Raw genomic sequence first — 22,257 nt, 5'->3', positions numbered from 1 at the left:
CCGTACGCGACCCATGCCTACGCGACCCGGCCTTACTCGACCCACTCCTACGGAGCCAGCGCGACGCCCAGCGAGTCGGCGCCCATCGGCTTCGGCGCCCCCTGTTCGTAGAAGACGTCCATCGACGTGATCGTGAAGCCGGCGCCCGTCACGAGATCGCCGATCTGCCGTGTCAGGTGGCAGCCGCCGAAGAGTCGCTTGTTCACCGGTTCGAGGCGTCGCTGCCAGCGGCGAACGCTCTCGTCCTCCTTGGGCGCGAGCCCGTGTTCGAGGAAGTGCAGGGTGCCGCCAGGTCTCAGTACCCGGCGCACCTCGCGCAGGGCGGCGTCGGCGTCGGGGATGGTGCAGAGGGTCCAGGTCGACAGCGCGGTGTCGAAGCTGCCGTCGTCGAACGGCAGCGACTGCCCGTCCGGGCCCGCACGGCGTACGGGGACGCGCGCCGCCCCGATCCGGTCGGCGGCGAGTCGCCAGCCGACGTCGGAGGGTTCGATCGCCATGACGCCTTCGACGGCGGGCGGGTAGTAGGGGACGTTGTGGCCCGTCCCGAAGCCGATCTCCACGACCTGGCCGCGCAGACCCTCGCAGACCCTGCGGCGGAGCGGTCGGGCGGCCTTCACGCCGCAGGCGACGTCGATGATCCGGGGCAGCACCTGTTCGGCATAGAACCCCATGACGGCCTCCATGTCTCATGTCCAGCATGGCACCGGGGTCTCCCTCACGCAGCGTTGCGAAACCGCGATCATCCGGACCGCAACCCTGGCGAGCCGTGAGGGGTCATACCCCCGACCCCGACCAGCCGATAGCCAGTCCCGGGAGGACCGCCTTGCCGCCATCGCCCCGTAACCGCCGTCGGCTGAGACACGCCCTGATCGCCTGCGGATGCGCGGTGACGCTGCTCGCTGGCTGCTCCGGGCCCGGCAGCCGCAGCGAGGCCACCGGGGACCCGGCACCCCGGGTCCCCACCGGCCGGGGCGCGGGCGAACGCGGGCTCGGGGACTTCGACCGGGACGGCTACGACGACTACGTGACGGCCCTGACCACGCGGAACAAGTTCCGGCAGCCGACCGCCTACCACCTGCTCGTCCTGCCCGGCTCCGCCAAGGGCCTCGACCCCGAGCGCCGCAGGACCTACCGGAACGCCTACTACGGCCCGCTGCTGCGCGGCGACCTCGACGGTGACGGTTACACGGACCTCGCAGCGACGCAGGTCGACCGTCACGCCAAGGATCGGACGCTGCGTGACGCCCCCTGGCGCACGGTGATCCTGCCCGGCGGCAGGAAGGGTCTCGGCGACCCCATCCCGGTCAAGGTTGCCGGTCTCGTGTCCGCGAGGGCAGTTGTCGACGTGGACGGCGACGGCTCGCTCGATCTGGTCGACCCGGGGCACCACCCGAACGCCATCGACACCCAACTCCCAGACCGCCAGGGCCTGGTGGCCTACGGCCCTTTCGGCAAGGACGGCACGCCGGCCCGCACGGCCGAGCTCAAGGACGCGGCGAGTCCTGGTGACGCGACCAGTGGGGACTTCGACGGCGACGGCTACGGCGACGTCCTGTTCACCGACCCGGACCCGGGCCCGGAGGACGCGGATCCGCCGCCGCTCGACGGCCCGGCCGTGACGTACTTCCGCGGCAGCCCGCGCGGCCTGACGCCGGCCCCGCCGCCCAAGAACCTCGGCAACGAGACGTACGACGGGGTCATGGTGCCGCGCAGCGGTGACGTGGACGGTGACGGGATCACGGACATCCTCGCGCCCGGTTACCGGGACGTCGGTGTGGCGGAGGGGCCTGCCTCGGGGCGGCTCACGGTGGCGTACGGGTCGAAGTCGGGGGTGGGCGGCGGACGGCCGAACTCCGTCTTCGACCAGGAAACGCCCGGCGTTCCGGGTGATTCGCAGGGCAAGGACGGGTTCGGGCGGGGTGCGGGGACCGGCGATGTGAACGGGGACGGGCATCCGGATCTGGTCGTGAACACGCCCGGCGAGGACCAGGGCGACGGCCGCTTCACGCTGCTGCCGGGCGGCCCCGGCGGTCCCCCTACGGGTTCACACGCGACCGCCTTCGACCTCGACACCCCGGGTGTGCCCGGCCGGCACGATCCGTCGGGCGGTGACGGTTTCGGCGCGACGTTCCCGCTGCTCGACGTGAACGGCGACGGCCGCTCCGACGTGGTGGCCACCGCGCCGGGATATCGGCGCGGGAAGGGCGGGCTGTGGCTCTTCCCAGGCACGCCGGATGGCCTTGCCGCAGCGGGGCGTATCCAGTACTTGAACCCGTCCGACCTGGGGCTCCCGCCAAGAACGGCGTAGGCAGGCCTCAGCCGTCAGGTGGGCGACCGTCACGTCCCGGGTTGGGCGGCGAGGTACCCGGATTCGTGCCGCCCGCGCCCTCCTCGGCCGGCACCAGCGGAGCGTTGGCGCCGCCCTGGAGGCGTGCGAGGTCCGAGGCCCGTACCTGGATGACCACGAGGGCGATCAGCGCGCCGACGACGGCGAAGGCCGCGGCGGCGACGAACGCGGTCGAGATGCCCGACGCGAGGACCTGGTAGCCCCATGGCGGTGGGAGCTGTCCGGTCCTGCGGAAGGTGATCAGCTGGCCCGGAGTCGCCTGCGAGAGGAACTTGGGTATCTGGGTGGTGGCCTCGTTGCGGCTGGCCGTGCCGAAGACGGTGACCAGGATGGACAGGCCGAGCGAACCGCCGACCTGCTGGGTGGCGTTGAGGACTCCGGAGGCCGCGCCCGAGTCCTTCGTGTCCACGCCGGACAGCGCCATCAGCGTCAGGGTGACGAACTGCAGACCCATGCCGGAGCCGAGGATCAGTGTCGGGCCGAGGACGCCGCCCGCGTAGGTGCTGTGGATGTCGATCTGCGTCAGCCAGCCGAGGCCGGTCGCCGCCAGGAGCGCGCCGATGACCATGAAGGGTTTGGGCCCGAACCTGGGCAGCAACCGCGAGGTGATTCCCGCGACCACGGCGATGACGCCGCTGATGGGCAGGAAGGCGAGGCCGGTCCGCAGCGGGCTGAAGCCGAGGACGTCCTGCACGAAGAGGGTCAGGAAGAAGAACATGCCGAAGATCGCCGCGGCCAGGCACAGCATCATCCCGTAGACGCCCGCGCGGTTGCGGTCGCGGAACATCCACAGGGGCGTGATGGGCTGTCTGGACCGGCGCTCGATGGCGATGAACGTGGCAAGGAGTACGACGGCCGCGCCGAACGCGCCGAGGGTCACACTGTCGCTCCACCCGTTCTTCGAGGCGCGGATGAAGCCGTAGACGAGCAGCACCATGCCGACGGTGGCCGTGAGCGCGCCGAAGACGTCGAAGTGGCCCGGGTGGCGTTCGGACTCGCGGATGTAGCGGGGGGTGGCGAGCGCGATCAGGATGCCGATGGGCACGTTGACGAAGAAGACCCAGCGCCAGTCGAGCCATTCGACGAGGATGCCGCCCATGATCAGGCCGATCGCGCTGCCGCCCGCGGAGACGGCCGCGAACACGCCGAACGCCCTGTTCCGCTCGGGTCCCTCGCGGAAGGTCGTACTGATGAGCGCGAGGGCGGTGGGGGACGCGATGGCGCCGCCGACGCCCTGGAGCGAGCGTGCGGCGAGCAGTTGCCACGACTCCTGCGAGAGTCCGCCGAGGAACGAGGCGAGTACGAAGAGCAGGACGCCGAACATGAAGACGCGGCGCCGCCCGAGGATGTCACCGAGCCGTCCGCCGAGGAGCAGTAGTCCGCCGAAGGTCAGCGTGTAGGCGTTGATGACCCAGGACAGGTTCTCGGTCGAGAAGCCGAGGGCTCTCTGGATGTGCGGCAGCGCGATGTTCACGATGGTGATGTCGAGGACCACCATCAGCTGGCACGAACAGATGACGAGTAGCGCGATCCCCCTGCTCCGGCCCCCCTCCGGGGCTTCGGCAGGCTTCGAGGGTGTCGCCTGAGTCCCTGACATGGGTGCACATACGTCTCGAAGCGGTGAACGGAGTCGTTCGCTACACCGACGTTAATCCGGGCCGCGCGGCCCCGCGAATCGATCAACGGGCCCCGCGCGGCCCGGCCGCTCCACGGCCGTCCAACGCCCTCACCAGGCATCATCCGGCGTCGGGTGCCTCCATCAGCTCGCGCACCTCCTCCGCGGTCGTCTCCTGAAGGGTGTCGCCGAGCAGCAGCCAGCGGGTGATGCCGACCGACTCCAGGAACGTCAGGTCGTGGCTGGCGATCAGGAGCGCGCCCTCGTAGGACGCGAGGGCGCTCGTCAGCTGTCGCACGCTGGCCATGTCCAGGCTGTTGGTCGGCTCGTCGAGCATGAGCAGTTGCGGGGCGGGGGCGGCGAGCATGGTGGCCGCGAGTGCGGCGCGGAAGCGTTCGCCGCCGGAGAGGGTGCCGGCGGGCTGTTCGGCGCGGGCGCCCTTGAACAGGAACCGCGCGAGCTGGGAGCGGATGTGGTTGTCGGTGACGCCGGGTGCCAGGCGGGCCACGTTCGCCGCGACGCTCAGCTCGTCGTCGAGCACGTCGAGGCGCTGCGGCAGGAACCGCGACGGGACGTATGTCTTCGCCTCGCCCGTAAGGGGTGCGAGGTCGCCGGTGAGGGTGCGCAGGAGCGTGGTCTTCCCGGCTCCGTTGCGTCCGACGAGCGCGATGCGTTCGGGTCCGTGGATGTGGAGGCTGCCGCCCTGCAACGTGCCGTGCGCCAGGCTGAGTTCGTCGAGGCTGAGCACGGTGCGGCCGGTGGGTACGGCGGTGTGGGGCAGGCTGACGCGGATCTCGGCGTCGCTGCGGATGGCTTCCGCGGCTTCCTCGCGACGCTCGTGCGCCTCGCTGAGCCGGTCCTCGTGGAGCCCGCGCAGCTTGTCGCCGGACTCCTGGGCCTGCCTCTTCTTTTCGCCCGCGACGATGCGCGGGGCCTTGCGCTGGGCGTCCAGTTTCTTGTTGGCCCGTGCGCGCCGGGCGACCTTGATCTGGGCCTCCTCCAGTTCCCGCTTCTGCCGGCGCACGTCGGCCTCGGCGGCGCGCAGCGTCCGCCCGGCCGCTTCCTGCTGGGTGGCGAGGGCTTCCTCGTACGCGGAGTAGCCGCCTCCGTACCAGGTCACGGAGCCGGTGCGCAGCTCGGCGATGCGGTCGACGCGTTCGAGGAGTTCCCGGTCGTGGCTGACGACGACCAGCACTCCGGAGCGCCAGGAGTCGACGGCTTCGTAGAGCCTGCGACGCGCGAAGACGTCGAGGTTGTTGGTCGGCTCGTCGAGCAGCAGGACGTCGGGACGCTCCAGGAGCAGGGCGGCAAGGCGCAACAGGATGGTCTCGCCACCGGACAACTGCCCTACGGTGCGGTCGAGTTCGACGCCACCGAGCCCGAGCGAGCCGAGCGTGGCGAGCGCCCGCTCCTCGACGTCCCAGTCGTCGCCGATCGCATCGAAGTGTTCTTCTCGTACGTCTCCGTTCTCGATGGCACGCAGCGCGGCGCGGCGGTCGGCGATGCCGAGGGCCTGGTCGACGCGGAGCGTGGTGTCGAGGGTGATGTTCTGCGGCAGGTGGGCGAGGCTGCCGCCGACGGTCACCGACCCCTGGGACGGGGCGAGTTGACCGGCGAGCAGGCGCAGCAGGGTGGACTTGCCGGTGCCGTTCGTGCCGACGAGTCCGGTGCGGCCGCGGCCGATGGTGAGGGAGAGCTGGTCGAAGACGGGTGTGCCGTCCTGCCACCGGAAGGACAGGCCTGACGTGGTCAGGGAGGCACTGGGCACGGTAGGGGTAGCCATGGGCTGTTCTCGCAATCGCAAGCGCTGGGAAAAGGGGCTACGTATGCGAGCACCACGCGGCGACCGGGCCGAGGCAAAGAAGGTGCGGCTGTCCGAAGGATCATCGGGAGTCGATGGTCATCGGGGGACGGCTCATGCACCGAGGTCGCATCCACGCGGGGTCACGGGCGGCACGGAACGGCCGCTACGGCGTGACGGGCGTACGACGAAGAAGGTCGTACGGCGCAGTGATCGCGATCCTCAGATGCGCAACGTCCACCTCGATCGGAGACAACAGAGACGCCAAAACCATAACGACGGGGTGATCTAAAGGCAAGATTCCCTGGTCACAGCGGCCGCAGCGCCCGACATGCACTGTCCATGGACGCGTGCAACTCTGAGAGTGCCCCCGTCGCCCGGATTTCCGGCAGGAGGAACGATCATGAGCAAGAAACAGAGCCGCCAGAACCGCGGCGCCCGCACCGGCGGCCATGAGCACGGCGCCACCGCGGAGTCCAAGCAGACCCAGACGAAGTCGACCCAGCCGGCGGACGACCCGGCCCGCCGTATCTCCGAACATCCGTCCCACAAGAAGGAACCGAAGTTCGGCCACAACTGAGGACCGAGCAGAATTCAAGGCGCCGTGTGTGGTGTGAACGCGGTGAAGCGTGCCCCCTGCGCGTCCCGGATCGTGGCCCACAGGCCGGACTCGTCCTCGCGTTCCCCGCTCACCACACCGTCGTGCTTGACGGCCGTGCGCGCGCACTCGGCGACGTCGTCGACCGTGAAGCGGACCTCCCAGCGCGGGCGGACGGCGGGATCCGGGGCGGCTTCGACCGCGCCCGCGCTGATACGGGCCATGGGTGCCCCCGCGCAGACCAGGACGACCTCCTCGTCCTCGTAGTGGACGTCGCAGCCGTCGGGGCGGGTCCAGCCGAGGACTTCGCCGTAGAAGATCGCGGCGTCGAAGGCGTTCCTGGTCACGAGGCGGAGGCCGACCGGGGCGTCCGCGCGCCAGCCGCTCCAGTTGAGGACGACCGGCCCGGCCCAGATACCGAAGGCCGCTCCGTCTCGGTCGGAGAGCAGCGCCGCGCGGCCGGGCGGCACGGAGATGGGGCCGACACCGACGGTGCCGCCGCGTTCCCGTACGCGTCCCGCCGTCTCGTCCGGGTCGGCGACCGCGAAGTAGGGCACCCAGGTCGTGGCCAGGCCCGGTGTGTCCGTCACGGAGCCGATGCCCGCCACGGGCTGACCGCCGGCGAGCGCGACGGCGAAGCGGTCACCGAAGCCGCCGGACCTGAACTCCCAGCCGAGCACCGCCTCGTAGAACGACCGGGCGCCTTCGAGGTCCTGGGTGGCGAGGCTCACCCAGCAGGGTGCCCCGAGCACCTGGCCGCCCCCTGATCCGTCGTCGTCACCGGCTTCGGCGGCCAGCCTGTCGGTCATCGCTCACCCTCCCTGAGTCGCGCGCTTGGGCCATTGCAGCAAGCCGCTCACGCGGGCGCCATCGCCCAGTGGGGCGACACTCAACCGGCCGAGCACGGCGGTCCGGTGCGGCCACGGAGGCGGGGACACGTCGGAACGCCCAGCGTAGAATCAGAGCCAGAATCAGGGCAAAAGGTACTGGTCCGGCACGCTGCGGGCGTTGCCGCGAGGGTGTCGCGGTCTTGGGGAGGGTGGTACCGCGCATCTCGCCGGAAGGAGTCCGTGATGACGACCGGACAGAGCCTCGATCCCGTGCGGCAGGAGAACTTCGCCGGGCGCATGGTTCAGGTCCTCAACGACGCGTGTCTCGGTTATCTGTGCAGCCTCGGCCATCGGTCGGGGCTTTTCGACACGATGGCCCCGATGCCGCCGTCCACCAGCACACAGATCGCGAAGGCCGCGAATCTCGACGAGCGTTACGTACGGGAGTGGCTCGGCGGACTGACGGTCGCGGGGGTCGTCGAGTACCGGCCAGACGACGGCACCTACCGGCTGCCGCCCGAGCACGCCGCCTCGCTCACGCGGGCGGCCGGGCCGGAGAACATGGCCTCCCTCCTCCAGGATCTCGCGCTCCTCGGCATCGTCGAGGACGAGGTGCTCGACGCCTTCCGCCGTGGCGGCGGTGTCCCCTACTCCTCGTATCCGCGGTTCCAGGAACTCCAGGCCGAGGAGACGGGCCGCGTGTACGACGTGGCTCTGGTGGACGCGATCGTGCCGCTCGCCGAGGGGCTGCCCGAGCGGCTGCGCGCCGGGATCGACGTGATGGACATCGGCACCGGCCAGGGGCACGCGGTGAACGTGCTGGCCCAGGCGTTCCCCGCGAGCCGCTTCCGCGGGGTCGACATCTCCGAGAAGGGCATCGCGGCCGCGCGCGAGGAGGCGGCGCGGCTCGGCCTCGGCAACGTCCGCTTCGACGTGGTCGACACGTCCGAGCTGGCAGGTTCGTACGACCTGATCACGGCGTTCGACGTGATCCACGACCTGGCCAAACCGGCGCGCACCCTGGACGCCGTCGCCGCGGCCCTGCGTGACGACGGCGTGTTCCTGATGGGTGACATCAACGCGTCCAGCAACCTGGAGGAGAACGTCGACCATCCGCTCGGCCCCGGCCTCTACACCTTCTCGGTCTTCTACTGCATGACGGTCTCGCTGGGCGAGGGCGGCGCGGGGCTCGGCACGGTGTGGGGCAGGCAGCGGGCGCTCCAGATGCTCGGAGACGCCGGGTTCGGTGACATCTCCGTGGAGCAGGTCGAGGGCGACATCCTGAACGTGTACTACGTGGCCCGCAAGTGACGCCCTTCGGCTCCTGACGTTCCGGCGGTCAGGGCGCCGGCAGCGGGTTGTCCGGGACGAGTGCCTTCGAGATGCGCTGGGCGACCACCTCGGCCGTGTTGCCGCCGGGCGTGGTGGCCGTCTCGGTGGTGGAGACCGCGATGGCGAGGCGCTTGGACGGGAGGTACGCCTGGATCGCGGCGTAGCCGGAGAACGACGGGTTCTGGAGCACCCAGTTGTCGGCCACGATGACCCCGAGGCCGAAGTGCTCGGCCTCGGTCTGCTTGATGCAGACGGTGGGGGGACACGTCTTGGTGGGGTGGCCGAGGCCGACGGTGCCGGGGTTGAGCAGGGTGCGGTAGCCCTCGCGGGAGAGCAGTTCGCCGCTGCCGATGCCCCGCGCGGAGCGGGTCATGTCGCAGATGTCGGTGGTGATGACCGCGCCGGGGGCCGTGGTCCACGACGGGTTCCAGTAGGTGGACTCCTCGTAGCGGCCGCGCTCGGAGGTGAAGGCGTGCAGGACGGGCTGCGGGATCTCGGGCGTGTAGTTGTTCTGCGTGTTGCGCAGACCCAGGGGGCCGGTGACCCGCTCCTTCACGAACCTGGCGATCGGCATACCGGTGATCTTCTCCATCGCGGCGACGAGAAGGATGTAATTGGCGTGCGAATAGCTCCAGTTGGTGCCCGGCTCGTACCAGAGGGGGTGGCTCAGCGGGATCGCGAGAAGCTGCTTGGGGGTCCACTCGCGGAACGGGTGGCTCTCCAGTTCGGCCAGGAAGGCCGGGTCGGTCACGTAGTCGTGGAGGCCGCTGGTGTTGGTCGCGAGCATCCGCAGGGTGATCTTGTCGGCGTCTCGGAGATGGGGCAGCCACTGTTTCACGGGGTCGTCGAGATTGACCTTGCCCTCGTCGACCAGCTGGAGCAGTGCCGTGCCGATGTGGGCGAAGGCCATGGAACCTGCCCGGAAGTGCATGTCGGGGCGGGCCGGTACGCCGGTCATGGACGAGCCGAGCGCGTCGGTGACGACCTCGCGCCCGTTTCTCGTGACGCGCATCTCCACGGCCTGAAGGTGGAGATCCTTCCTGGCCTTACGGGTGATCTCGACGATCCGGCGGGCCTCGGCGTCGAGTGGCTGACGGGTCTTCACACAGTCGCGTCCGCCGTTGCCACCGGGCCGTTCGGCGGTCGCGGGTGCGGCGACGGCGGTCTGGACGGTGACGGCGAGGAGGGCGGCACACAGCAGCGTCCCCCGGCGGCGCGCACGCGAGCGCACGCGGCCGGGGACAGGGGTTGGATTCATGCCCGCACTATGGACGCGGCCACGGCGGCGACGGCCCGAACACTCCGCCGGGCCCCACAAAGGCGTCCATGTGGGGCAGTTGGGGGACGCCGCTCAGGTGAGGGCTGTCAGCTGACCTCCAGATGTCCGAGCACCGCACGCACCGCACGTTGCACCGCGTCGCGTGACGCCGGGGTGGGGTCGATGGTCTCGAAACCGTGGTGCCCGAGCGGCACGTCGATCACCTCGACGGCAGCCCCACAGCCCTCGGCCGCGGTCAGGAACTCCTCCACCGTCACCGCGATCTCGGGGCGTTCGAGACCCACACGGGTGAGCACGATCGGCAGCCGGCCCGCGCCACGCAGCGCGGCAACGGGACGGAACCGGCCCCCTTCCCCGGACAGCCCCCAGCCCGGCAGCGGCGCGAGGATCGGGTACGTGGCCGCGACGCACCACAGCCAGGGCTGGGGCGCGCCGAGCCAGTCGGCCGAGAGCAGCCCGCCGCCCGACATGAACCAGAGCGCCACGCGGTCGCCGTCCACCCGTGGGTCGGCCCGGACGAGCTCGACCGCCTCGGCCACGTCGGCGGCGGCCCGCCCGTACGCCGTCAGGTCGTGCAGCCCGTGGTCCACGGTCACGCCGACGGCACCGAGGCTCGCCACGTACTGGCCGTAGCCGAGATACGTGGGCCAGTCGCGCGGGGTGGGCCGGGCGGCGGCGGGCACGGGTCCGCCGTGCACGAAGACGACGGCGGGCCGGGGCCCATCGGCGTCGGGCAGATGCAGATCGACGCGGCCGGTCCGCTCACGGGGCCGCTCCTCTACGTCCATGAGGAAGGGCCGCAGGTGTGCGAGCGTGTCCCGCACTTCCGGAGCCACCCGATGTCCCTTGCCCGCGGCGGCCTGGAGCAGTACGTCGGTGAGCTCGCGGGGCGTGGACAGCATCGGCCAGTGGCCGGTGGCCAGTTCGAAGAACGAGACATGCGGGTCGGCGAGCGTCTGGAACGCGGGGTCACCCATGCCGATCCTGGCTTCGACCAATTCGATGCTCGACCCGTTGGCCATGCACAGGATCCCGGTCATCGGCAGCGCGGAGGCCGCGCCCGAGAGCCGCAGCGGCCGGGTGAGCGTGGCCAACGGTTGCGGAACGGCCCGTTCGGTCAGCCGCGCCAACTCCTCGGCGGGGATGCCTTCGACACTGCCCCAGCGCGCCCACTCGCCCAGGCCCGGCGGAGGCAGCGCACCAGCGTCCCCGTGCTCCTGAGCCATCTGCAGTACGCGCTCACGCGTCGCCTGGTCGGGCAGCAGCGCGAGGGCCGGGTCACCGTCGTTCGGGATGCCGACGTCCACGTGGACGATGCGGGCGATCCGTCCGGGACGCCGGTCGGCGGCGCCGCGCACAGGGTGGATCCCGTAGCAATGACCGACGAGGACGACGTCCGGTGCCTCGATCCGGTCGATGAGGCGGACCAACTCCTCCATGTGCGTGTCGAGTTCGACGCCCGGACGTTCCTCGCCGCTGAGCGTCACCGCGTACGCCTCCTCCCCCGCCGCCGTCAGCCCGGCGGCGACCTCCCGCCAGACCCAGCCACCGGTGTGCGCCCCCGCCACCAGGATGAACGCCGTCATGTGCCTCTCCTCCCACGCCGTGGTCCACGGCCCGCCCACCCGGGGCGTCCGTGCTCGCCGGTACGGTAGGAACTCCCCCTGAGGGAGGTTCAAGCCGTGCCCGCCGACAGCGCATGGAGCATCGGGGAGCTCGCCGAACGCGCGGGCGTCACCGTCAAGACCGTCCGCTTCTACTCGGACCGAGGTCTGCTGCCCGAAGAGCCCCGGAGCACGGGAGGCCATCGCCGGTACGGGCCCGAGGCGCTCGACCGGCTCCGCGTCATCCGCTCGCTGCGTGCCCTCGACCTCCCGGTGCCGGATGTGGGCCGGGTGCTCGCGGAGGAGGAAGCGGCGGAGGACGTGCTGGAGGACGTCATCGCGAGGCAGTTACGTGACGTCGGCTCGCAACTCACCGCTTTGCGCTGGCGGCAGGCCGCCCTGCAACTCCTCCAGGACTGCGCGCCCGCCGAGCGTGCCGAGCGGCTGCTCCTCGTGGGCTCGGTGTCCGCCCCGCCCAGCACGGACGCGCCGGTCCGCTTCTGGCGGCGCTGGCTGCCGGTCCGGATGCCCGAGCGGGTCGTCGCCGCTGTCGTGGACGAGGCCGTGCCACAGCTTCCGGCGGAACCGACCCCGGCCCAGGTCCTGGCCTTCGCGCGGCTGCACGCGTTCACGTCCCGCTCCTGCGACGGAGATGACCGAGGTCAGCCGGCGGCGCACCGGACCGGTGAGGGATACCGGCCCGCCGTGCTCTACGAGGGGCTGCGCGAGGCGTACGCCCTCGCGTCACCCCGGCTGCGCGCCGCACGGACACCGCACGAGGGCGAGGCGCTGGACTGCTTCGTCGCCTCCTACGCCGCGTCGCGGGGCGTACGTGACACGCCCGCGTTCCGGCGCGGGCTCAGCCTGACTCTCGCCGCCGATCCGCGCATCGACCACTACTGGCGGCTCGTCGCCGAGCTGACGGAACCGTCACGTCCGACGGCGGGCGCCGCCCACGACTGGCTGTGCGCGGCGCTCGCCGGGCAGGTCGCACGGCGGTCGCCATAGGGCGGCGAAGATTCCGGTGAGGCGGGGAAGCTTCCGGTGAGGCGGCGAAGTGTCCGGTGCTGCGGGGAAGCTGCCGGTGCGTCAGCCCGTCACCCCGCGCAGCCAAGCATCGAGCGCGGCGAAGTCCGTCTCCGTGAGGCCGCGCCGGGGGTCGACCCGGTGCAGCAGAGCGTGGCCCTCGTGGTGGTCGCCGACCCACGAACGGTCGGCGTCGGTGATCTCGTCGTCGACCCAGGCGAAGGCGCGGCCTCCCGCGTGGACGACGAGGGCGCGGGTCTTCCAGTGCAGTCCGTGTGCCCCGCTCCATTCGTCCCAGACCTCCTGTACCGACGGCTCCGGCCAGTCCACCACCGGCAGCGGCGGCAGCCCGAGGAGCGGGGCGACGTGGTCGTTCGCGTCGTCCATCCAGGTGGTCGCCCACACGATCTCGCACGGGAGCGCCGCGAGCCGGGGCCCGTACTCGGGGTTGATCCTGGCCAGCAGCGGATTGAGGTCCGCGCCCAGCGGATCCGGAGCGGCGGCCTGGCCGGGCACGGCGTACGTCGGGTAGCTCTCCGGCGGGCCTCCGAACGGGATCAGCGGACCGTCGATGTCGAGGAACAGCAGGGGAAGGAGTGCGGATCCGGTCACCTCGGCACAGTAGCGACTCGGGGGCGAAGTCCCGGGAATCGTCGAATCATCAAGCAAGAGGTGAATGGGGCTGGTTACCAGGGTGAAGTGTGCGCAACCATGAGGACATGACCGCGGCCCATCGCGCCATGACCCAGCTGGAGTCCTGGCCGAACCTGGTAAGTGGCTCTCCCCGGTGTGCCGTCGGGCGCGCCTTCGGGACGGCGGGGTGCGACATCGTGCATTTTCATGCCGACGACGCGGCCGATCTCTATCTCACGCGGGCGGCGGTCGAGCGCCTTCTGCCGCAGTTGCTGCACTGCACCGCCATCCGGGTCCGGCCGGGCGCCTCGTGGATCACGGTGCTGCTCGACTGCGACGACGACGTGGCACTGCTCCTGATGCTCATGAGCGTGGCGCTCAAGGAACACGACGCGCTGGAGGGCCGCGACGAGGAGTGTGGAGGACTGCGCTCCGGCCGTACGGCCTCGCCCTGCGACTGGGAGCGGCACGCGATGCCCTCGCCTCACCCGGCCGGCCCGTCGGCCGCCGCGTCCGGGCCTGCCGGCACGTCTCATCACCGCCGCGTGCACGACGCGTGGAAGGCCGTCGGCCGGATCCTGCCGCACGGCCACACGCATTGATCACGGCGGCGGCCACCGTCCCCGCGTTCCCCGCCACCGGTCCCCGGCCCTCTCACCCAGGGTTCGGGGGCCGTTCCGTCGGGGAGTTCTACAGCGTCCCGTCCCGCCGCCACCGCGGCGCCCCGTCCACGCCTCCTGACCATCCACACCACGGACCTACGGAGTACGCCTCATGCATGACGACCGGACCCTGGTCGAAGCCCGTCTCAAGCGCGTCCTCGAGGAGCGCATCCGACCCGCCGTGTACCCGGAGTCCGTACCGCTGGAGGTCGCGGTGTGGAACGCCCCGGGCGAGCCGGTGCCCATCGCCGAAGGGCTCGCGGCGACGCCCGAGCCCATCGCGGTGGGCGCCCGCTGGGGCGCCCCCTGGGCCACCTGCTGGTTCCGGGTCACCGGGACCGTGCCGCGGGAGTGGGCGGGCCGGACCGTCGAGGCGATCCTGGACCTCGGTTTCGACGAGAACATGCCCGGCTTCCAGTGCGAGGGCCTCGTCTACCGCCCGGACGGCACACCGGTGAAGGGCCTCAACCCGCGCAACCAATGGGTGCGGATCGGCGCTCCGGTCGTGGGCGGCGAGGAGGTGCGCCTGCACATCGAGGCGGCGTCCAACCCGGTGATTCTCGACTACCACCCCTTCGTGCCCACGCAGTTGGGTGACAAGGAGACGGCGGGCAGCGAGCCGCAGTACACGCTGGCCCGGATGGATCTAGCGGTCCTCGACGAGGAGGTGTGGCAGCTGGTCATCGACCTGGAGGTGCTCGGTGAGCTGATGGCCGAGCTGCCGGTGGACTCGGCCCGGCGCCACGACATCCTGCGGGCCGTGGAGCGCGCTCTGGACGCGGTGGACCTCCAGGACGTGAACGGCACGGCGGCCGCCGCCCGGGAGCGGCTGACCGAGGTGCTCGCGGCCCCCGCCGTCCCGTCGGCGCACCGCATCAGCGCCGTCGGCCACGCGCACATCGACTCGGCGTGGCTGTGGCCGCTGCGCGAGACGGTGCGGAAGGTGGCCCGTACGACGTCGAACATGACGGCGCTCCTGGAGGACGAGCCGGACTTCGTTTTCGCGATGTCGCAGGCCCAGCAGTGGGCGTGGGTCAAGGAGCACCGGCCCGAGGTGTGGGCGCGGGTGAAGAAGGCGGTGTCCGACGGACGGTTCGTGCCGGCGGGCGGCATGTGGGTGGAGTCGGACACGAACATGCCGGGCTCGGAGGCGATGGCCCGTCAGTTCGTGCACGGCAAGCGGTTCTTCCTGGACGAGTTCGGGGTGGAGAACGACGAGGCGTGGCTGCCTGACACGTTCGGGTTCGCGGCCGGGTTGCCGCAGATCATCAAGGCCGCGGGTTCCAAGTGGCTGCTGACGCAGAAGATTTCGTGGTCCCAGACCAACAAGTTCCCTCATCACACGTTCCGTTGGGAGGGCATCGACGGCACCCGGATCTTCACGCACTTCCCTCCCGTCGACACGTACAACTGCTCCATGCGGGGCGGCGAGATCGCGCACGCGGCGCGGAACTTCAAGGACAAGGGTGTCGCCCGGCACTCGCTCGCGCCGACCGGGTGGGGTGACGGCGGCGGCGGTACGACCCGTGAGATGGTCGCGAAGGCGGCTCGCCTGCGCGATCTCGAAGGGTCCGCGACGGTGGTGTGGGAGACGCCCGCCGAGTTCTTCGCGAAGGCCGAGGCCGAGTATCCGGACGCGCCGGTGTGGGTCGGCGAGCTGTACCTCGAACTCCACCGGGCCACCCTCACCAGCCAGGCCAAGACCAAGCAGGGCAACCGGCGCAGCGAGCATCTGCTGCACGAGGCCGAGCTGTGGGCGGCGACGGCCGCGGTGCGGGCCGGATTCCCGTATCCGTACGAGGAGTTGGACCGGATCTGGAAGACGGTACTGCTGCACCAGTTCCACGACATCCTGCCCGGGTCGTCCATCGCCTGGGTGCACCGCGAGGCGCGCAGGACGTATGAGCGGGTGGCCGAGGAGCTGAACGGCATCATCGACGCGGCCCAGCGTGCCCTGGCCGGCGAGGGCTCGGGGACGCTCGTCTTCAACGCGGCGCCGCACACGCGTGACGGTGTCCCGGCGGGTGGCGCCGGCGCCCCGGTCGTGGAGGGAGAGGCCACGATCGCCTCACGCGCGACGGGCGGGTATGTCCTGGAGAACGGGCTGCTGAGGGTCGAGATCGACAGTCAGGGCCTTGTCGTGTCCGCGTACGACCTGGTCGCGGGCCGCGAGACCGTGGCTCCCGGTCTGGCGGCGAACCTGCTCCAGATCCACCCGGACTTCCCGAACATGTGGGACGCGTGGGACGTCGACAAGTTCTACCGCAACACCGTCACGGATCTCGTGGACGCCGACGAGGTGACACCGGGCGACGGCGCCTCGGTGCGGGTCGTGCGGACCTTCGGCGCCTCGCGCGTGACCCAGGTCCTGTCGCTCGCGGCCGGTGAGCGGCGGCTCGGGATCGACACCGAGGTCGACTGGCACGAGACCGAGAAGTTCCTGAAGCTGGCGTTCCCGCTGGACATCCACGCGGATCGGTACGCGTCCGAGACGCAGTTCGGGCACTTCTACCGGCCGACGCACACCAACACGAGCTGGGAGTCGGCCAAGTTCGAGGCATGCAACCACCGCTTCGTGCACATCGAGGAGCCCGGCTGGGGTGTGTGTCTCGTCAACGACTCGACGTACGGGCACGACGTGACGCGGACCGTGCGGGACAGCGACTCGGGTACGACGACGACCGTTCGGGTGTCACTGCTGCGTGCGCCGCGCTTTCCCGACCCCGAGACGGATCAGGGTGTGCACCGGTTCCGGCACGCGCTGGTGCCGGGCGCGGCGATCGGCGACGCGGTCCGCGAGGGGTACCGGATCAACCTGCCTGAGCGTCGTGTCACCGGGTCGGGCGAGGTGGCGCCGCTGGTGCGGGTCGACCAGGACGCGGTGGTCGTGACGGCCGTGAAGCTGGCCGACGACGGCTCCGGTGACGTGGTGGTCCGCCTCTACGAGTCCCGGGGCGGGCGGGCGCGCGCCACGCTCACGGCGGGCTTCGAGGTCGCGTCCGTTGCGGCCACCGACCTGCTCGAACGCCCGCTGTCCGATGCCGCGGAGCCGCAGCGGGACGGGGACCGGGTGGCGCTGTCGCTGCGGCCCTTCGAGCTGGTGACGCTGCGTCTGAAGGGGGCTTGAGCGTGGGCGCTGCGCTAATCCAGCGGGCCCGAGCCTGGGCCCCGTGCGAATGATGCGGGCCCGAGCCGGCACCCGTAACCCCTAGCCCACAACCCGTACGGGTGCCCCCGATGACAGACCGCCGGGCCGCGGCTGCCGAAGCAGGCCGCGGCCCGGTGCGGTGCGCTCCACGGGGACGGAGCGCGGGAACTGCCGGCTATCCGGCCGCGGCCGGGCGAACCACCCGGCGCGGGACGGACACCCGCGGCCCGCCGGCGTGCGCGGCCGGGGCGACCGCCGTGAGCGGCTGCGATTGGGCGGAGCCGGCGAACGCCGGGACCCGCACCTCGCGGGGCATCTCCAGCGCCTCGCCGATGACGGGCTCCGGGCCGACGGGCAGCAGCGGTGCGCGCTCGCCGAGGCGGGCCCGGCGCGAGAACCAGATGATCTTTCCGGTCGCCGTGGCGCACCCGCCCCAGCCGTCGCTCAGCGCGGCGATCTCCGCGAAGCAGGACTGCGGTTCGCCGTGCACACCGGGCAGTTCGCTCTCATGGTCGGACACGGCGGTGATGAGATGCTGGCCGTTCCACCACATCTCGACCGTGGTGTTCTTGTCGGCCGAGTGCTCGTCGATCGTATGGAGCAGCACCTCGACACCGCGGCAGACGGGCTCGACGAGAATGTCCAGCTTCCAGTACCGGAGATGGGCGGCCAGGATCCGCCTGACCTGTCCGACGCGCTCCGAGCTGACCTCGACGTCGAGGTGGTAGTAGCAGGGCACTGCGGTATTCATCGTCTTCGGCTCCTCTACCGGCGAAGCTCGCGCCCGCCGTTCGCCCCCTTCGGACCGTACCCCGAACACGTGGCGTGAGCGGTGATGCCTTCTGAGTTAGCCCCAGCATGAGATCGGTACTCCATTCGTGCAAGCGGAGCGGGCGCCCACCACGTCGTTGAAGCCCCAACAGGACGGGAACTGCCGCCAAATGCACCATGGGGACGGGGTACCGATCGGCGTAACTGACCGGTACCTCTCCGTGCACGGCCCCCGCGCACCGACCCGGTGCACCGTGCTCTCAGAGTGGGAAGTGGACAGAGCCATGTTGCTGCCTACCAAGTCGAAGGTCGCCAGTCACCTGGCGCAGTACCGCGCGTGGGAACGCCTGTTGCTCGCCGCGCCCGCGGACCATCAGGTGCGGACGCACTTCGAGGACACGGCGTACACGCTGTGCGTGCTGATGGGGAAGCGCTGCGGGCGCGAGGCCGCGGACGCGGCCGAACGCTATCTCCGCCCCGGGGTGGAGCATCCGCCCATGGCCGCGCCGCCGCTCGCGGCCACCGCGGTCGCGGTCGCCGCCTGCAGCGGGCGGTGAGTCCGGCCCCTCCGGACGGCACGGAACCCACCGGGAGACACCCCTCCGGACGACACAGCGCCGGCCGGGGTTCGACCCCTTCGGCCGACACGTCAAATTCCGGACATTTCCTGACAGGCTGAGCCCGGTCGGCTCCCGTAGCGTGTCGCCGGAGGGGCGCAGTCCGCCAACGGCATCCGGCTGTGCCCGGCCATCGGCCGGGCCACCTTATGCGCGAACGACGGCACGCCCCCGTGGCGCATATGAACCCGGCGGCCCGCCCATCGCGGGAGCCGGCAGACCTCGAGCACGGCGGAGGTAACACCGATGAACCCAGGCACGGTGACGGGCCGCGTCCCGATCGTGGACGTGAGCCCGGCCGTCGACTGCGGCAGGCGTCCGGCGAAGGCGGTGCCGGGCGAGACCTTCGAGGTCTCGGCGACCCTCTTCGGCGAAGGCCATGCCGAGGTCGGCGCGAACGTCGTGCTGCGTGACCCCGACGGCAGGCCGGGTCCGTGGACCCCGATGCGTGAACTGTCGCCGGGCAGCGACCGCTGGGGCGCCGATGTCACTCCGACGGCGGTGGGCAACTGGACCTTCATCGTGGAGGCGTGGGGCGACCCCGTTTCCTCGTGGCGCCGGGCCGCGGGCATCAAGGTCCCCGCCGGGATCGACACCGAGCTGATCCTTGAGGAGGGCGCCGAGCTGTACGAGCGGGCCGCGCGCGCCGTCCCCGAGGGCCCCGCGCGGGACGCCGTCCTCGGCGCCGTGGACGCGCTCCGCGACGCGGACCGCCCTGGCTCGGCCCGGCACGCGGCGGCCCTCGCACCCGACGTCACCGCCGCACTCGCCGCACACCCGCTGCGCGAACACGTCACCCGCACGGACCCGCTGCCCCTGCTCGTGGAGCGCGAACGGGCCCTGTACGGCGCTTGGTACGAGATGTTCCCGCGCTCCGAGGGAGCCGTGGTCCGGGACGGCGAGCGTCCGGTGAGCGGCACCTTCAAGACCGCGGCCGCACGTCTGCCGGCCGTGGCCGCCATGGGTTTCGACGTGCTGTACCTGCCGCCGATCCACCCCATCGGCACGACGTTCCGGAAGGGGCCGGACAACAGTCTGTCGGCCGACCCGTGGGACGTCGGGGTGCCGTGGGCGGTCGGTTCGCCGGAGGGCGGGCACGACGCGATCCACCCGGACCTCGGCACGCTCGACGACTTCGACGAGTTCGTGCGCCGGGCCTCGGATCTCGGTCTGGAGATCGCCCTGGACTTCGCGCTCCAGTGCTCGCCCGACCATCCCTGGGTGGAGAAGCACCCGGAGTGGTTCCAGCACCGGCCGGACGGCACCATCGCGTACGCGGAGAACCCTCCGAAGAAGTACCAGGACATCTACCCGATCGCGTTCGACCAGGACATGCCCGGACTCGTCGAGGAGACGACGCGCATCCTGCACTTCTGGATGCGCCACGGGGTCCGCGTGTTCCGCGTGGACAACCCGCACACCAAGCCCGTCACCTTCTGGGAACAGGTCATCGGGAAGGTCAACCGCACCGACCCCGACGTCGTGTTCCTCGCCGAGGCCTTCACCCGGCCGGCCATCATGCGGGAGCTGGCCAAGGCCGGCTTCCAGCAGTCGTACACGTACTTCACGTGGCGCGACACGAAGCGGGAGCTCACCGAGTACCTCACCGAGCTGTCCCGGGACACGGCCGCCTATATGCGGCCCAACCTGTTCGTGAACACGCCCGACATCCTGCCCGGCTACCTCCAGAGGGGCGGACGCCCCGCCTTCGAGGTGCGCGCGGTCCTCGCGGCCACGCTCTCTCCGACGTGGGGTGTGTACGCCGGTTACGAACTCTGCGAGAACACTTCGGTCCACGAGGGCAGCGAGGAGTATCTGCACTCGGAGAAGTACGAACTCCGGCCGCGTGACTGGGAGTCGGCGGAGCGTGCAGGGCAGTCCATCGCGCCGCTCATCACGAAACTCAACAACGTCCGGCGCAGCCATGCCGCGCTGCACCGGCTGCGGAACCTGCATTTCCATCACACCGACAACGACGCCCTGATCGCCTACAGCAAGCGCTCGGGTCCGGACACCGTCCTGGTGGTCGTGAATCTCGACCCCCACCACGCCCAGGAGGCGACGGTTTCCCTGGACATGCCTCAGCTCGGACTCGACGCCCACGCCACGGTGCCGGTCCGCGACGAGCTGACCGGCGAGACATACCAATGGGGCAGGACCAACTACGTGCGTCTGGACCCGCGCCGCGCGCCCGCGCACATCCTCACCGTCCTGCGACCGTCCTCATCACCCACCGGAGGGTCACCCACCACATGATCGTCAACAAGCCCGTCCCCGACACGTTCGAAGACACCCCCGCCAAGGACCGTGACCCCGACTGGTTCAAACGGGCCGTGTTCTACGAGGTCCTGGTCCGCTCGTTCCAGGACAGCAACGGCGACGGCATCGGCGACCTCAAGGGCATCACGTCCCGCCTCGACTATCTCCAGTGGCTCGGCGTGGACTGCCTCTGGCTGCCGCCGTTCTTCAAGTCCCCGCTGCGCGACGGCGGTTACGACGTCTCCGACTACACGGCGGTCCTGCCCGAGTTCGGCAATCTCGCCGACTTCGTCGAGTTCATCGACGCGGCGCACCAGCGCGGGATGCGCGTGATCATCGACTTCGTCATGAACCACACGAGCGACCAGCATCCGTGGTTCCAGGAGTCGCGCACGGACCCCGACGGGCCGTACGGGGACTACTACGTCTGGGCGGACGACGACAAGCAGTATCAGGACGCGCGCATCATCTTCGTCGACACCGAGGCGTCCAACTGGACGTTCGACCCGGTCCGCAAGCAGTACTACTGGCACCGGTTCTTCTCGCACCAGCCCGACCTCAACTACGAGAACCCGCGCGTCCAGGAGGAGATCCTCGCCGCGCTGCGGTTCTGGCTGGACCTGGGCATCGACGGCTTCCGCCTCGACGCCGTGCCCTACCTCTACGCGGAGGAGGGCACCAACTGCGAGAACCTGCCCGCCTCCCACGCGTTCCTGAAGCGCGTACGGGCCGAGATCGACGCGCACTACCCGGACACCGTGCTCCTCGCGGAGGCCAACCAGTGGCCGGAGGACGTGGTCGACTACTTCGGCGACTACGCGACGGGCGGCGACGAGTGCCACATGGCGTTCCACTTCCCGGTGATGCCGCGCATTTTCATGGCCGTACGCCGTGAGTCCCGCTATCCGGTCTCCGAAATCCTGGCCAAGACCCCTGCCATTCCGTCGCGTTGCCAGTGGGGAATCTTCCTGCGCAACCACGACGAGCTGACCCTCGAAATGGTCACGGACGAAGAACGCGACTACATGTACGCGGAGTACGCCAAGGACCCGAGGATGCGGGCGAACATCGGCATCCGCCGCCGCCTGGCCCCGCTCCTGGACAACGACCGCAACCAGATCGAACTCTTCACGGCTCTGCTCCTCTCCCTCCCGGGCTCGCCGATCCTGTACTACGGCGACGAGATCGGGATGGGCGACAACATCTGGCTGGGCGACCGTGACGCCGTCCGCACCCCCATGCAGTGGACTCCCGACCGCAACGCGGGCTTCTCGTCCAGCGACCCCGGCCGTCTCTCCCTGCCCACGATCATGGACCCGGTCTACGGCTACCAGGTCACGAACGTCGAAGCGTCGATGTCGTCCCCGTCGTCGCTGCTGCACTGGACGCGCCGGATGATCGAGATCCGTAAGCAGAACGAGGCGTTCGGGCTCGGCTCGTACACGGAACTGCCGTCGTCCAACCCGGCGGTGATCGCGTTCCTGCGTGAGGCCCCCCGGTCAGGGGAAGAAGGGGACGACCTGGTCCTGTGCGTGCACAACTTCTCGCGCTTCGCGCAGCCGACGGAGCTCGATCTCCAGACGTTCGCCGGACGCCATCCGGTCGAGCTGATCGGTGGAGTCCGTTTCCCCGCGATCGGTGAACTCCCGTATCTGCTGACCCTCGCGGGGCACGGCTTCTACTGGTTCAGGCTCCGCAAGGAAGCCGTCAGCACCACATGGTGACGGCGGGCCCA

17 protein-coding genes are annotated in these 22,257 nt (G+C 70.6%); 9 read left to right on the top strand and 8 right to left on the bottom strand.

The window, feature by feature from the left end; all coding sequences use genetic code 11:
• Positions 1-47 precede the first annotated feature (47 nt).
• Positions 48-671, bottom strand: coding sequence for a methyltransferase domain-containing protein (locus tag ABZ893_RS08540; RefSeq protein WP_361398856.1), 624 nt, complete (start codon positions 669-671; stop codon positions 48-50).
• 215 nt (positions 672-886) lie between these two features.
• Here ABZ893_RS08540 and ABZ893_RS08535 point away from each other — a divergent pair, with 215 nt between their 5' ends.
• Complete coding sequence (locus ABZ893_RS08535; protein ID WP_361398853.1) at positions 887-2,308, top strand: hypothetical protein; 1,422 nt, start codon at positions 887-889, stop codon at positions 2,306-2,308.
• 7 nt (positions 2,309-2,315) lie between these two features.
• Here the strand turns inward: ABZ893_RS08535 and ABZ893_RS08530 are convergent, their stop codons facing one another.
• Positions 2,316-3,944 carry an MFS transporter gene (locus tag ABZ893_RS08530; protein WP_361398850.1) on the bottom strand — a complete coding sequence of 543 codons (1,629 nt, stop codon included), beginning with the start codon at positions 3,942-3,944 and terminating at the stop codon, positions 2,316-2,318.
• 139 nt (positions 3,945-4,083) lie between these two features.
• Positions 4,084-5,745 carry an ABC-F family ATP-binding cassette domain-containing protein gene (locus ABZ893_RS08525; RefSeq protein WP_361398847.1) on the bottom strand — a complete coding sequence of 554 codons (1,662 nt, stop codon included), beginning with the start codon at positions 5,743-5,745 and terminating at the stop codon, positions 4,084-4,086.
• Positions 5,746-6,166: 421 nt separating this feature from the next.
• Here ABZ893_RS08525 and ABZ893_RS08520 point away from each other — a divergent pair, with 421 nt between their 5' ends.
• Positions 6,167-6,343 carry a hypothetical protein gene (locus ABZ893_RS08520; RefSeq protein WP_361398844.1) on the top strand — a complete coding sequence of 59 codons (177 nt, stop codon included), beginning with the start codon at positions 6,167-6,169 and terminating at the stop codon, positions 6,341-6,343.
• A 14-nt stretch (positions 6,344-6,357) separates the two neighbouring features.
• Here the strand turns inward: ABZ893_RS08520 and ABZ893_RS08515 are convergent, their stop codons facing one another.
• Complete coding sequence (locus tag ABZ893_RS08515; RefSeq protein ID WP_361398842.1) at positions 6,358-7,170, bottom strand: VOC family protein; 813 nt, start codon at positions 7,168-7,170, stop codon at positions 6,358-6,360.
• Positions 7,171-7,434: 264 nt separating this feature from the next.
• Here ABZ893_RS08515 and ABZ893_RS08510 point away from each other — a divergent pair, with 264 nt between their 5' ends.
• Positions 7,435-8,502, top strand: coding sequence for a methyltransferase domain-containing protein (locus tag ABZ893_RS08510; protein WP_361398839.1), 1,068 nt, complete (start codon positions 7,435-7,437; stop codon positions 8,500-8,502).
• Positions 8,503-8,530: 28 nt separating this feature from the next.
• Here the strand turns inward: ABZ893_RS08510 and ABZ893_RS08505 are convergent, their stop codons facing one another.
• Both ABZ893_RS08505 and ABZ893_RS08500 read right to left on the bottom strand, forming a co-directional pair.
• Positions 8,531-9,781 carry a serine hydrolase domain-containing protein gene (locus ABZ893_RS08505; RefSeq protein WP_361398836.1) on the bottom strand — a complete coding sequence of 417 codons (1,251 nt, stop codon included), beginning with the start codon at positions 9,779-9,781 and terminating at the stop codon, positions 8,531-8,533.
• A gap of 107 nt (positions 9,782-9,888) precedes the next feature.
• Complete coding sequence (locus tag ABZ893_RS08500) at positions 9,889-11,388, bottom strand: alpha/beta hydrolase (RefSeq protein ID WP_361398833.1); 1,500 nt, start codon at positions 11,386-11,388, stop codon at positions 9,889-9,891.
• A 96-nt stretch (positions 11,389-11,484) separates the two neighbouring features.
• On the opposite strand from ABZ893_RS08500, the gene ABZ893_RS08495 reads away from it, so the two are divergent.
• Complete coding sequence (locus ABZ893_RS08495; RefSeq protein WP_361398831.1) at positions 11,485-12,414, top strand: MerR family transcriptional regulator; 930 nt, start codon at positions 11,485-11,487, stop codon at positions 12,412-12,414.
• An 81-nt stretch (positions 12,415-12,495) separates the two neighbouring features.
• Here ABZ893_RS08495 and ABZ893_RS08490 read toward each other — a convergent pair whose 3' ends face one another.
• Positions 12,496-13,044, bottom strand: a complete 549-nt coding sequence (locus ABZ893_RS08490) for an HAD domain-containing protein (RefSeq protein WP_361398828.1) — start codon at positions 13,042-13,044, stop codon at positions 12,496-12,498.
• Positions 13,045-13,151: 107 nt separating this feature from the next.
• On the opposite strand from ABZ893_RS08490, the gene ABZ893_RS08485 reads away from it, so the two are divergent.
• Together ABZ893_RS08485 and ABZ893_RS08480 are read left to right on the top strand one after the other, a co-directional pair.
• Complete coding sequence (locus ABZ893_RS08485; protein WP_361398825.1) at positions 13,152-13,667, top strand: luciferase family protein; 516 nt, start codon at positions 13,152-13,154, stop codon at positions 13,665-13,667.
• A gap of 172 nt (positions 13,668-13,839) precedes the next feature.
• The gene (locus tag ABZ893_RS08480; RefSeq protein ID WP_361398822.1) at positions 13,840-16,854 is read left to right on the top strand and encodes a glycoside hydrolase family 38 C-terminal domain-containing protein; all 3,015 of its coding nucleotides are present in this window, start codon (positions 13,840-13,842) and stop codon (positions 16,852-16,854) included.
• Between the two features lie 196 nt (positions 16,855-17,050).
• Here ABZ893_RS08480 and ABZ893_RS08475 read toward each other — a convergent pair whose 3' ends face one another.
• Complete coding sequence (locus ABZ893_RS08475; protein WP_361398819.1) at positions 17,051-17,626, bottom strand: pep a2; 576 nt, start codon at positions 17,624-17,626, stop codon at positions 17,051-17,053.
• A gap of 304 nt (positions 17,627-17,930) precedes the next feature.
• On the opposite strand from ABZ893_RS08475, the gene ABZ893_RS08470 reads away from it, so the two are divergent.
• From ABZ893_RS08470 to treS, 3 genes are all read left to right on the top strand, one after another.
• The gene (locus ABZ893_RS08470; RefSeq protein WP_361398816.1) at positions 17,931-18,203 is read left to right on the top strand and encodes a DUF5133 domain-containing protein; all 273 of its coding nucleotides are present in this window, start codon (positions 17,931-17,933) and stop codon (positions 18,201-18,203) included.
• 306 nt (positions 18,204-18,509) lie between these two features.
• On the top strand, positions 18,510-20,519 hold the full coding sequence (locus ABZ893_RS08465; RefSeq protein WP_361398813.1) for an alpha-1,4-glucan--maltose-1-phosphate maltosyltransferase: 2,010 nt from the start codon (positions 18,510-18,512) through the stop codon (positions 20,517-20,519).
• Positions 20,516-22,246 (top strand): maltose alpha-D-glucosyltransferase, encoded by a 1,731-nt coding sequence (treS, locus tag ABZ893_RS08460; RefSeq protein ID WP_361398810.1) that lies wholly within the window; start codon positions 20,516-20,518, stop codon positions 22,244-22,246. Before ABZ893_RS08465 ends, treS begins: the two co-directional genes overlap by 4 nt.
• Positions 22,247-22,257 lie beyond the last annotated feature (11 nt).

This window comes from Streptomyces sp. NPDC046821 (genome assembly GCF_040645335.1).
GTDB lineage: Bacteria > Actinomycetota > Actinomycetes > Streptomycetales > Streptomycetaceae > Streptomyces.
The sequence above is the reverse complement of the archived record's forward strand: the minus strand, read 5'-3'. Positions and strand labels throughout refer to the sequence as shown.